At 74.6% G+C, this 10,882-nt stretch carries 9 protein-coding genes; 5 read left to right on the forward strand and 4 right to left on the reverse strand.

Features of this window, described 5'->3' with window-relative positions:
* Positions 1–37: 37 nt before the first annotated feature.
* Positions 38–1,906, reverse strand: a complete 1,869-nt coding sequence (locus AB0B02_RS26135) for an ABC transporter ATP-binding protein (RefSeq protein WP_281936534.1) — start codon at positions 1,904–1,906, stop codon at positions 38–40.
* A gap of 194 nt (positions 1,907–2,100) precedes the next feature.
* Between AB0B02_RS26135 and AB0B02_RS26140 the strand changes: the two genes are divergently transcribed.
* From AB0B02_RS26140 to AB0B02_RS26150, 3 genes are all read left to right on the forward strand, one after another.
* Complete coding sequence (locus tag AB0B02_RS26140) at positions 2,101–2,730, forward strand: TIGR03085 family metal-binding protein (RefSeq protein ID WP_357304470.1); 630 nt, start codon at positions 2,101–2,103, stop codon at positions 2,728–2,730.
* A gap of 126 nt (positions 2,731–2,856) precedes the next feature.
* Complete coding sequence (locus AB0B02_RS26145; protein ID WP_357304474.1) at positions 2,857–3,804, forward strand: terpene synthase; 948 nt, start codon at positions 2,857–2,859, stop codon at positions 3,802–3,804.
* A 117-nt stretch (positions 3,805–3,921) separates the two neighbouring features.
* Positions 3,922–5,748, forward strand: a complete 1,827-nt coding sequence (locus AB0B02_RS26150) for a long-chain fatty acid--CoA ligase (RefSeq protein ID WP_357304477.1) — start codon at positions 3,922–3,924, stop codon at positions 5,746–5,748.
* 82 nt (positions 5,749–5,830) lie between these two features.
* On the opposite strand, the gene AB0B02_RS26155 is transcribed toward AB0B02_RS26150, so the two are convergent.
* Both AB0B02_RS26155 and AB0B02_RS26160 read right to left on the reverse strand, forming a co-directional pair.
* Positions 5,831–7,138 (reverse strand): low temperature requirement protein A, encoded by a 1,308-nt coding sequence (locus AB0B02_RS26155; RefSeq protein ID WP_357304482.1) that lies wholly within the window; start codon positions 7,136–7,138, stop codon positions 5,831–5,833.
* Between the two features lie 73 nt (positions 7,139–7,211).
* On the reverse strand, positions 7,212–8,663 hold the full coding sequence (locus AB0B02_RS26160; RefSeq protein WP_357304485.1) for a PLP-dependent aminotransferase family protein: 1,452 nt from the start codon (positions 8,661–8,663) through the stop codon (positions 7,212–7,214).
* A 59-nt stretch (positions 8,664–8,722) separates the two neighbouring features.
* Here AB0B02_RS26160 and AB0B02_RS26165 point away from each other — a divergent pair, with 59 nt between their 5' ends.
* Positions 8,723–9,355, forward strand: coding sequence for a hypothetical protein (locus AB0B02_RS26165; RefSeq protein WP_281936547.1), 633 nt, complete (start codon positions 8,723–8,725; stop codon positions 9,353–9,355).
* Between the two features lie 116 nt (positions 9,356–9,471).
* Positions 9,472–9,933 (forward strand): hypothetical protein, encoded by a 462-nt coding sequence (locus AB0B02_RS26170; RefSeq protein ID WP_281936548.1) that lies wholly within the window; start codon positions 9,472–9,474, stop codon positions 9,931–9,933.
* A gap of 18 nt (positions 9,934–9,951) precedes the next feature.
* Here AB0B02_RS26170 and hisF read toward each other — a convergent pair whose 3' ends face one another.
* Positions 9,952–10,719, reverse strand: a complete 768-nt coding sequence (gene hisF / locus AB0B02_RS26175; RefSeq protein WP_107157581.1) for an imidazole glycerol phosphate synthase subunit HisF — start codon at positions 10,717–10,719, stop codon at positions 9,952–9,954.
* Positions 10,720–10,882 lie beyond the last annotated feature (163 nt).

The following is a 10,882-nucleotide window of genomic DNA, read 5'->3' on the forward strand; positions in this document are numbered from 1 at the left end:
GCGACTGCGGGGCTCCGCTTCGCTGCACTCCTCGCGCTCACCGGTCCACCTCCATCTCCAGACCGGACGGCACCGGCGTGACCTCGTCGTACGTGCGGTTCTGCTCGCGTTCCTGTTCGGCCTGCTCGTACGCGGTGACCAGGTCGGCGTACCCGGGCACGGTGGCCAGCAGCTCGGGGTGCGTGCCGCGGGCGACCACCCGGCCCTGCTCCACGTAGATCACCTCGTCGGCGAGCGCGATGGTGGCCCGCCGGTACGCCACCACCAGGATCGACGCGCCCCCGTCGCCGGGGGCCCGCAGGCCGGCCAGGATGGCCGCCTCGACCCGCGGGTCGACGGCGCTGGTGGCGTCGTCGAGCACCAGCAGCCGGGGCCGGCCGGCGAGCGCCCGGGCCAGCGTGAGCCGTTGCCGCTGCCCGCCGGAGAGCGAGGTGCCCCGCTCACCGACCATGGTGTCCAGCCCGTCCGGCAGGGCGGCGACGAAGCCGTCCGCCTCGGCCAGCCGCAGCGCGGCCCACACCTCGTCGTCGCCGACGCCGGCCCGGTCGAGCGTGATGTTGGCCCGGACCGTGTCGTCGAAGACGAACGGCACCTGGGCCACCAGCGCCACCGTGGCGGCGAGCGAGGCGGCGGTCAGCTCGCGCACGTCGACGCCGTCCAGCGTGACGCGGCCACGGTCCGGATCGACCAGCCGCACGGCCAGCGACGCGATGGTGGACTTGCCGGAGCCGGTCGGACCGACCAGGGCCACCGTCTTCCCGGCCGGCACCGTGAACGTCACCTCGCCGAGCACCTCCGTGCCGGGCCGGTGCGCCTCGGCCGGCTCGTACCCGAAGTGGACGTCGGCGAAGCCCAGCGTGGCCGGCTCCCGGCGGGCCGGGTCGAGCGTCACGTCGCCGTACGGCATCTCGCCGGTGGCGTCCAGGACCCGGCTGACCCGCTCCCAGCCGGCGACGCTGCGCGGCAGCTCGGCCAGCACCCAGCCGATCGCCCGCACCGGGAAGGCCAGCACGGTGAACAGGAACGCGACGCTGACCAGCTCGGTCACCGTGATCGCGCCCTGTTGGAGCCGGACCGCGCCGACCACCAGCACGGCGAGCGTGCCGAGGCTGGGCAGGGTCTCCAGCATCGGGTCGAAGACGCCGCGCAGCCGGCCGACGGAGATCAACGCGTCGCGCAGGTCACCGGCGCGGGCGGCGAAGCGGGCCGTCTCCTGGGACTCCCGGCCCATGGTCTTGACCACCAACGCGCCGTCGAAGCTCTCGTGCGCGATGCCGCTGACCTCGGCGCGCAGCCGCTGGGCGCGAGCCTGGCGGGGTGCCATCCGGCGGGAGTAGACCACGTTGAGGGCGAACAGCGCGGGGAAGACGGCGAGGCCGACCAGGGCGAGCGCCCAGTCGGTGACGAACAGCGAGGCCACGGCGCCGACCAGCATCACCAGCGTGCCGACCGCGAACGGCAGCGGCGCGATCGGGTACCAGGCGGCCTCCACGTCGGAGTTGGCGTTGGACAGCAGCGTGCCGGTGGAGTTGCGGTGGTGCCAGGCCAGCGGCAGGTCGAGGTAGCGGCGGGTGACCCGGCGACGGTAGGCGGCCTGGAGCCGGTACTGCATGTAACCGGCGCCGAGCCGCCGGCCGAAGATGCCGACCACCCGCAGCACGCTGATCCCGAACAGCGCCGACGCGGCGAGCGCGAGGGCGCCGCCGGCCACCGCGCCGCGTTCGACCGCCGGCACCACCACGTCGCCGACCACCGCGCCGACCACGTACGCGCTGGCGATGACGAGGAGGCCGAAGAGCACACTGCCGCTGACCGCCACCGCGAAGATCCGTGGTTGCTCCCGGATCGCCCGGCCGAGCACCCTGAGCCCCTTGCCGAGCACGTCCCGACTTGTCCCGCTCGCCACGCTCTCCCCCGCCGTAAGCCACAGTTTTCTCCCCCATCCTTACCGCTCGTCGCCGCGTACGCCGACCCGGCCGGGATATGTCCGCCGTCACGTTCGCGCCGACCGGGGCCGGACGGCGGGCCGCGACCGGCGGCCCGGGAACGCCGCGTCGGCCATGGCGCGCCGATCGGGCCCGGCGGGCCTACGATCGGGCCATGCCGCGGTACGCCCGAGCGGAGCGCGAGGCGCTCGCCGATCTGATGCTGGAACTGGGACCGGACGCGCCGACGGTCAACGAGGGGTGGACCACCCGTGACCTGGCGGCGCACCTGCTGGTGCGGGAGCGCCGGCCGGACGCGGCCGGCGGGATCCTGCTGCCGCCGCTGCGGGGGTACGCCGAGGCGGTGCGCCTGCGGGTCGCCGCCGGTCCGTACGCCGACCTGGTCGCCCGGCTCCGCCGCCCGCCGGTGTGGAGCCCGGTGAGCAATCCGCTCACCGACGAGCTGGCCAACGGCATGGAGTTCTTCATCCACCACGAGGACGTGCGCCGCGCCCGGCCCGGCTGGCACCCGCGCGACCTGCCGGCCGGGCAGCAGGCGGTGCTCTGGAAGCGGGTCGCCCTGCTGGCCCGGATGGCGCTGCGGCGGTTTCCGGCCGAGGTGCTGGTGCAGGCGCCGGGGCACGGCGAGCTGCGGGTCGGCCGGGGCGGCGAGCGGCTGCGGCTGGTCGGCGCGCCGGGCGAGCTGGTGCTGTTCCTCACCGGCCGGCAGCGGGTGGCCCGGGTCCAGGTGGAGGGCCCGGCCGGGCCGGCGGAGCGGCTGCGCGCGGCCGAGCTGGGGCTTTGACGCAGCGTAGGCATCCCGTGACCGCGCCATCACGAAAAGCGCACATCCCAGTGATGATTGCCGATCAATTCTGCCGTACGCTCCTGCCCGCCGCCCCGCTTCGCGGGCGGCGGACAGGGGGCTCGGATGCGTGGCTTCGCGCTCTCGGCGCTGCACGAACCGCCCTTCCCGGCGCGGCGGCACCCTGCCGTCGAGCGGGTCACCGCGGAGAGCGCCGGCTGGGTACGCGACCTCGGCCTGGTCCGTGACCCGGCCGGGCGGCGCCGACTGGCCGGCGCGCACGCCGCGGAGCTGGCCGGACGGGCCGGCCCGGAGGCCTCCCCGGCGGGCCTGCGCCTGCTCACCGACCTGATCAACTGGCTGTTCGTGGTGGACGACGCCTGCGACGACGACGGCCTGGGCGCGGACCCCACCCGGCTGGCCCCCACCGTGGCGGCGCTGTTGAGCGTGCTGGACCGGCACGGCGACCCGGCCGCGCCCGTCCCGGCCGGTGGCCCGCTGGCGGTGGCGCTCGACGACCTGTGCCGGCGGGCCCGCGACGTGCAGCGGCCCGCGCTGCTGCTGCGCCTGGTCGGCCAGTTGCGCGAATACCTGCTGGCGCTGCTCTGGGAGGCGGCCAACCGGGAGCACCGGCGGGTGCCCGGGGTGGCCGAGTACGTGCAGATGCGCCGGCACACCGGCGGCGTACGCCCCGGCTTCACGGTGACCGACCTGGCCCACCCGGCGCGCCCCGGCCCCGCCCGGCGGGCCGATCCGGCGCTGGCCGCGTTGGACGCCCTCGCCGCCGACCTGGTCTGCTGGTGCAACGACCTGTTCTCCTACGGCAAGGAGCGCGGCGTCGCCCCGCCGGCGCACAACCTGGTCACCACCATCGCCGGCGAGACCGGTCAGGACGAGGCCGCGGCGCTGCGCGCGGCGGCGACCCGGTTCAACGCGGCGCTGGCGGCGTACGCGGAACGGGACGCGGCGCTGACCGTCGCCGCCGACGACGGGGTACGCGCGTTCCTCGCCACCCGCCGGGACTGGATCCGGGCCACCTACGACTGGTCCCGCGCCGCCACCCGGTACGCCTGAGCCCGAACCCCGGCCGATCCGCACTAGCCGCTGCCCCGGTGCAGGCAATACTCTTCGGTAACCGCAGACCGGCGTGACCCCCGTCACGTCCCTCCACCCCTGAAGGCGGCTTCCACGATGGCTCTCGATGTACCGTACCGTTCCGTACCGGACATGTTCCTCAAGCGCGTGGCGGACTCCCCCGACCGGCACGCCTTCGCCCACCCCGCACCCGACGACTCGGGCCCGGTCTGGTTGACGTGGGAGCAGGTCGGGCAGCGCGCCAAGGCGATCGCGGCCGGGCTGCACGGGCTGGGTGTGGGCCTCGAGGACCCGGTGGCGATCCTGGCCAACACGCGGCTGGAGTGGGTGCTCGCCGACTTCGGCGTGATGTGCGCCGGCGGGGCCACCACCACCGTCTACCCCACCACCGAGCCCGAGGAGGCGGCGTACATTCTCGCCGACTCGGGGTCGCGGGTGCTGTTCGCGGAGAACCCGGCCCAGGCCGCGAAGATCGCCGGCGCGGAGCTGCCGGCGCTGACCCACGTGGTGCTCCTCGACGGCGTGGCCGACCCGGCGGCCACCGTTCCCCAGCTCACGCTCGCCGAGCTGGAGGAACGCGGCACCGCCGCGCTGGCCGCCACGCCCGGCCTGATCGACGAGCTGGTCGCCGGCATCGGCCCGGACCACCTGGCCACCCTGATCTACACGTCGGGCACCACCGGCCGGCCCAAGGGCGTGGAGCTGCTGCACGGCGGGTGGTGCTGGGAGGGCGTCGCGCAGGCCGAGCTGGGCCTGCTGCGCGTCGACGACCTGCAGTACCTGTGGTTGCCGCTGTCCCACTCGTTCGGCAAGACGCTGCTCTGCGGCGCCACCCACGTCGGGCTGCCCACCTACGTCGACGGGCGGGTGGACAGGCTGGTCGACCTGCTCGGCGTGGTCCGGCCGACGCTGATGTGCGGCGCGCCCCGGGTCTTCGAGAAGGTCTACAACAAGGCGGTCACCACCGCGCAGGGCGCGGGCGGCGCGAAGGCGAAGATCTTCGGCTGGGGCGTCGCGGTCGGCAAGGAGAAGGTCGCGCTGGAGCAGGCCGGCAAGCCGGTCCCGACCGGGCTGCGGATGAAGTACGCGCTCGCCGAGAAGCTGGTCTTCAGCAAGCTCCAGGCCCGGCTGGGTGGCCGGATGCGGGTCCTGGTCTCCGGCGCGGCGCCGCTGAGCAAGGAGATCGCCACCTTCTTCGCCGCCGCCAACCTGCCCATCTCGGAGGGGTACGGCCTCACCGAGACCAGCGCCGGCGCGTTCGTCAACCCGCCGGACGGTCTCAAGATCGGCAGCGTGGGCCGGGCCATGGGCGACCTGGAGTGCCGGATCGACACCGACGGCGAGATCCTGGTCCGGGGCCGGCCGGTGATGCGGGGCTACCACAACCTGCCCGGGGAGACCGCCGAGGCGTTCACCGACGACGGCTACTTCCGCACCGGCGACATCGGCACGCTCGACGACGACGGCTACCTGCGCATCACCGACCGCAAGAAGGACCTGGTCAAGACGTCCGGCGGCAAGTACGTCGCGCCGTCGCACATCGAGGGCATGTTCAAGGCGATCTGCCCGTACACCTCGCAGGCGGTGGTGATCGGGCAGGCCCGCAACTACTGCACGATGCTGGTCACGCTGGACCCGGACGCGATCAAGGGCTGGGCCGCCGGCACCCCGCTGGAGGGGCGCGACTACACCACGATCGTCACCTCTCCCGAGGCGCGGACGATGGTCGAGGGGTACGTGGACGAGCTGAACGCCAAGCTCAACCGCTGGGAGACGATCAAGAAGGTGACGATCCTCCCCCGCGACCTGACCATCGCCGACGGCGAGGTCACCCCGTCGCTGAAGATCAAGCGCCGCAGCGTGGAGACCAACTTCGCCGGCGAGATCGACAAGATGTACGAGGGCACGCTCGCCGAGCTGTGACGTGCCCCCGGCGCCGCGCCGGCCGTGCCCCACCGTCCCGGGGCACGGCCCGCGCGGGACCGGCCCCCGCGGCCCGCGCCGGTCACAGGTGTTCCCGGCGCCACCGGCTCTGCTCGGTCTCGGCGGCCACCTGCTCCTCCAGCGCGAGCTGACGCACCCGGCGGCGGCGGCCGTCCTCGCTGCGCGTCTCCCAGGTGACGCCGGCGCCGGCGAGCACCGCCAGCACGCCCAGCGCGGCCACCTCCGAGATCCGGAACGCGAACGGGCCGACCACGACCAGCGCCGCCACCGTGACCAGCAGCGGACGGTGCACCTCGCGCACCGCCAACCACCAGCAGCCGGCGATGCTGAGCAGGTAGAGCGCCACCCCGCCGAAGAGGACGCCACCCCAGAAGTCGCCCAACGGCCACCCCCAGGGCGGGGTGTCCGGGTCGGCGACCTCGGCGAGCAGGTCCTTGAGGCCGAGCGCGTAGAGGATCGTCCCGGTGACCATCGGCAGGTGCAGGAACGTGTAGACCGAGCGGCTCAGCCGCAGCCGGGCGTTCCGGTCCCGGGCGTGGTGCAGCGCCTGCTCCAGCGCGAACGCCAGCGTGTCGAAGTACGCCCACCACAGCGCCGCCACGATCGCGATGCCGAGCAGCGCGGCCACCGCCACCGGACCGGTCAGCGGCAGCCCGGTCTTCGGGCCGAGCCCCAGCGCGATGATCGACTCGCCGAGCGCGACGAGCACCATCAGCGCGTGCCGTTCCGCCCAGTGCCCGGCGGAGACCACCACCCACCAGTGCCAGGCCACGGTGGTCCCGACCCCGTACTCGACAAGCACCGCGAGCGTCCAGAGCGCCAGTTGCAGCCCGACCGCGAACCGGCCGTCGGGCAGCCAGGCCCGGACGACGCCGGCGAGCACGAGCAGCACGGTGGCCACGACCGGCACCAGGACGCGCAGCAGGAACCGCCGACGACGCACCGGGTCGGCCCGGTCCACCCGGCCGAACACGGTGAGTTGGGCCATCCGGATCACGAAGTAGCAGCCGGCGAAGACCAGCGGGCCGGGCAGGCCGCCGGGACGGTCCTGGAACGCGCCGGGCGCGCTGAGCACGAGCAGGAACGTGGCCGCCACGGTCACGAAGCCGACAAGCGGCAGCATGCCCTGGTCGGCGCGGCAGGCGTTGCCCACCCGCGCGAAGCCGGTCCACGACCACCAGAGCAGCGCCAGCACCAGCAGGAAGCGGTAGAGGTTGACCGGGGTCAGTACGGTGGCGGTCAGCGTGGTGACGCTGAGGAACGCGAAGACGAAGACCAGGTCGTAGAAGAGTTCCAGCCGGGTGGTGCGGGAGCCGGGCGCGGCTGCGCGTAGCGCCCACGACCAGCGGGCGTCGCTCCGGTTCCCCACCCGGGCAGTCTGCGGGCACGACGCCGTCGCCGGACCCGGTTCCGCCGGCAACCACCGGAACGGGAACGGTCGCTCAGGCGATGACGCTCGGCTCCCGCCACTGCGGCCGGCCGGCCCGGTCCAGGTCGTAGCGGACCGCGGCGAGCCGCCCGACCGCCTCCGCCAGCTCCGCGGCGGGCAGCGTGAACGGCAGCCGGAGGAACCGCTCCAGCGTGCCGTCCAGGCCGAACCGTGGGCCGGGCGCCAGCCGTACGCCGACCTCCTCGGCCGCCCGGGCCAACGCGCTGGAGATCGGGCCGTCCAGCTCGGCCCAGAGCGTGACGCCGCCCCGCGGCACCCGGAACCGCCAGTCGGGCAGCCGGTCGGCGAGCGCGGCGACCAGCGCGTCCCGCTGGCCGGCGAGCTGGGTCCGGCGGGCCGCCACGATGGCCGGCGCCTGGGCCAGCAGGTGCACCGCGACGAGCTGGTCGAGGACCGGACTGGCCATGTCCACGCCGACCCGGGCCGCGGCCAGTCGCTGCACCTGCGGCGCGGAGGCGCGGACCCAGCCGATCCGCAGCCCGCCCCAGTAGGGCTTGCTCATCCCGCCGATGCTGATCACCCGGGAGTGCCTGTCGAAGACCGCCACCGGCGGCGGCAGCGGGGTGTCGTCCAGCGGCAGGTCGACGAAGGACTCGTCCACCACCAGGTCGGTGCCGGCGGCGTGGGCCGCGCCGACCAGCCGCTCGCGCAGGTCGGCCGCCATCAGGTGACCGGTCGGGTTGTGGAACTCCGGGATCACGTACGCCAGCTTGGGCCGGGTCTGCCGGAGGCTGCCGAGCAGCAGGTCGGCGTCCCAGCCGTCGTCGGAGAGCCCGTGCGTGGCGATCCGGGCCCGCCGGGCGGCGAGCGCGGCGAGCGCGTTGGGGTAGGTGGGCGACTCCACGAGCACCCCGCCGCCGGGGGACAGCGCCAGCCGGAGCACCAGGTCCAGCGCGTGCTGGGTGCCGCTGGTGACCATGATCTGCTCGGGGCTGGTGGGGAGGCCACGCTCGGTGTAGCCGCGGGCCACCGCCTCGCGCAGCTCGATGATGCCGGTGGGGTGGTAGCCGGCGCCGCCGAGATAGCGGGGCAGGTCCTCGGCCGCCGCGCGGGCGGCGGGGACGAGCTGCGGCGGGGCGGAGAGCGCGGCGACCCCGAGGTCGATCATGTCCCGGTCGTCGAGCGGCGTCCAGAGGCCGGTGCTGGCCACCCGGTGGGTGCCCGGCAGCATGGTCCAGCTCCCAGCGCCGCGCCGGCTCGCCAGGTGGCCGCTCTCCCGCAGTTCCCGGTACGCCGCGGTGACGGTGGTCCGGCTGATCCGGAGCGCCTCGGCCAGTTCCCGCTCGGCCGGCAGGCGTACCCCCAGGGGCAGCCGGCCATCGGCGAGCAGGCCACGGACAGCGGCGGCGAGCGCGACGTAGTCCGGGCTGCGCCGCCGGCCGGGCAGCGCGTGCCACTGGCCGAGCAGCCGCGCCAATTGGACACCGCGCACCTGGCTGGTCATGGCCACTCCTCCCCGATTGGCCTCTCCGGCTCGGTCGATTGGACCCTAGGGTGGCATGCATGGCACAGCTTGGCAATCTCCGGGACCGGCCGATGCGGCGACTCACCCAGCTCTACGCCGGCCTGGTCCTCTACGGGCTCAGCATGGCGCTGATGATCCGGTCCGGGCTGGGCCTGGATCCCTGGGACGTGTTCCACCAGGGGCTGGCCCGGCAGACCGGCCTCTCCTTCGGCACGGTCACCATCGCCGTCGGCGCCGTGGTGCTGCTGCTCTGGATCCCGCTGCGGCAGCGCCCCGGGCTCGGCACGATCAGCAACGTGGTGGTGATCGGGCTGGTCGTCGACGGCACCCTGACCGTGCTGCCGCCGGGCGAGGGCCTGCCGGTACGCGCCGCGCTGCTCGTGGTCGGCATCGTCGCCAACGGCGCCGCCACCGGCCTCTACCTGGGCGCCGGGCTCGGCCCCGGCCCGCGCGACGGCCTGATGACCGGCCTGGTCGCCCGCCGCCCGCGCCTGTCGATCCGGCTGGTCCGGACCGTCATCGAGGTGAGCGTGCTCGCCCTCGGCTGGCTGCTCGGCGGCACCGTCGGTCTCGGCACGGTGGCCTACGCGCTCGCCATCGGGCCGCTCGCCCAACTGTTCATCCCGATCTTCGCGATCCCGGCCCGACCGGTCCGCGCCTACGCTGCGTGAGCGCGTTCGGGCCGACCGCCATCGTACGGGCCGGCCCGGAGCGCGCTGAGCTGCGACGACGCGCGCCGGCAAAACCGGGTGTTTTCTCCGCCGTCGCGGGCGGGCATCATTCGTGCATGGGGGACAACGGATGGCGTTGGAGCGACGCCTGGATCTTCGTGGCGTTGGTCATCGCGAGCGGCGCCGGCCGGCACCGCCGGGCCGCCGCCACACGCCGCCCCGAGGGGGTACGCCTCGCCGACGTCCTCTCCACCGCAGACCACCTCAACCAGGCCATTCCCGAACGACACGAGGTCGAGGGGGCGGTCCGGCGGCTCGTCGGCGCCGGCCTGGTCAGCGTCGCCGACGGCTGGTTCCGGGTCACCCCGGACGGTGAACGGCTCTGGCGCACCCGGCCCAGCGCCGGGCTCGGCACCACTGTCGACACCGTGCAGGGCGTGCTGACCCGCCGGCACCCGCCGGGCGAGTCCGAGTGGCAGCTCGCCGAGGACGACCACGCCGCCGCCGTCCAGGAGTACGTGGTCCGCTCCATCCCGATGCCCCGGCGGTCCCCGGAGGGTCGCTCCGGGCGGCAGTGACCCGTGGGCCCGGCCGGGTCAGCGCACCGGGTGCCCGGCGCCGCGCAGCGCGTCCTTGACCTCGCCGACGGTCAGCTCGCCGAAGTGGAAGACACTGGCCGCGAGCACCGCGTCGGCGCCCGCGCCGACGGCCGGCGGAAAGTGCGCCACCGCGCCCGCGCCACCGCTGGCGATCACCGGCACCTCGACCACGTCCCGGACCGCCTGGATGAGCGGCAGGTCGAACCCGGCCTTGGTGCCGTCCGCGTCCATCGAGTTGAGCAGGATCTCGCCGGCGCCCAGCTCGGCGCCGCGCGCGGCCCACGCCACCGCGTCCAGGCCGGTGCCGCGCCGGCCGCCGTGCGTGGTGACCTCGAAGCCGCTGGGCGTCACCCCGGCCGGCGCGCGTCGCACGTCCAGCGAGAGCACCAGCACCTGGCGGCCGAACCGGTCGGCGATCTCGGCGATCAGCTCCGGGCGGGCGATGGCCGCGGTGTTCACCCCGACCTTGTCCGCCCCGGCCCGCAGCAGCGTGTCGACATCGGCGACCTGCCGGACGCCGCCGCCCACGGTGAGCGGAATGAAGACCGACTCGGCGGTGCGCCGGACCACGTCGAGCATCGTGCCGCGGTCGCTGGACGACGCGGTGACGTCGAGGAACGTCAGCTCGTCCGCCCCGGCCCGGTCGTACGCCGCCGCCAGCTCCACCGGGTCGCCGGCGTCGCGCAGGTCGACGAAGTTGACGCCCTTGACCACCCGTCCGGCATCCACGTCCAGACACGGAATGACCCGCACCGCCACCGTCATGCCGGAAAGCCTAGCCAACGCGGAAGCGGCGGTGGCCGGCCGGTGAGGCCGGTCACCGCCGCTTCCGTGGGGGGTGTCCCTATGGGTTTCGTCAAGCGGCGATCGGCGTGGCTGGGCGGGGCTGGTAGGGAATCTTGTCGCGGAGCATGGCGAACAGGACGTC

It is taken from the genome of Micromonospora sp. NPDC049240, from assembly GCF_040647835.1.
Classification (GTDB): domain Bacteria; phylum Actinomycetota; class Actinomycetes; order Mycobacteriales; family Micromonosporaceae; genus Micromonospora.

Coding starts and splice junctions, on each gene's coding strand:
- AB0B02_RS26145 (WP_357304474.1), top strand. CDS start 2,857: ATGCGTGGCTTCGCGCTCTCGGCGCTGCACGAACCGCCCTTCCCGGCG.
- AB0B02_RS26170 (WP_281936548.1), top strand. CDS start 9,472: ATGGGGGACAACGGATGGCGTTGGAGCGACGCCTGGATCTTCGTGGCG.
- AB0B02_RS26140 (WP_357304470.1), top strand. CDS start 2,101: ATGCCGCGGTACGCCCGAGCGGAGCGCGAGGCGCTCGCCGATCTGATG.
- AB0B02_RS26160 (WP_357304485.1), bottom strand. CDS start 8,663: ATGACCAGCCAGGTGCGCGGTGTCCAATTGGCGCGGCTGCTCGGCCAG.
- AB0B02_RS26165 (WP_281936547.1), top strand. CDS start 8,723: ATGGCACAGCTTGGCAATCTCCGGGACCGGCCGATGCGGCGACTCACC.
- hisF (WP_107157581.1), bottom strand. CDS start 10,719: ATGACGGTGGCGGTGCGGGTCATTCCGTGTCTGGACGTGGATGCCGGA.
- AB0B02_RS26150 (WP_357304477.1), top strand. CDS start 3,922: ATGGCTCTCGATGTACCGTACCGTTCCGTACCGGACATGTTCCTCAAG.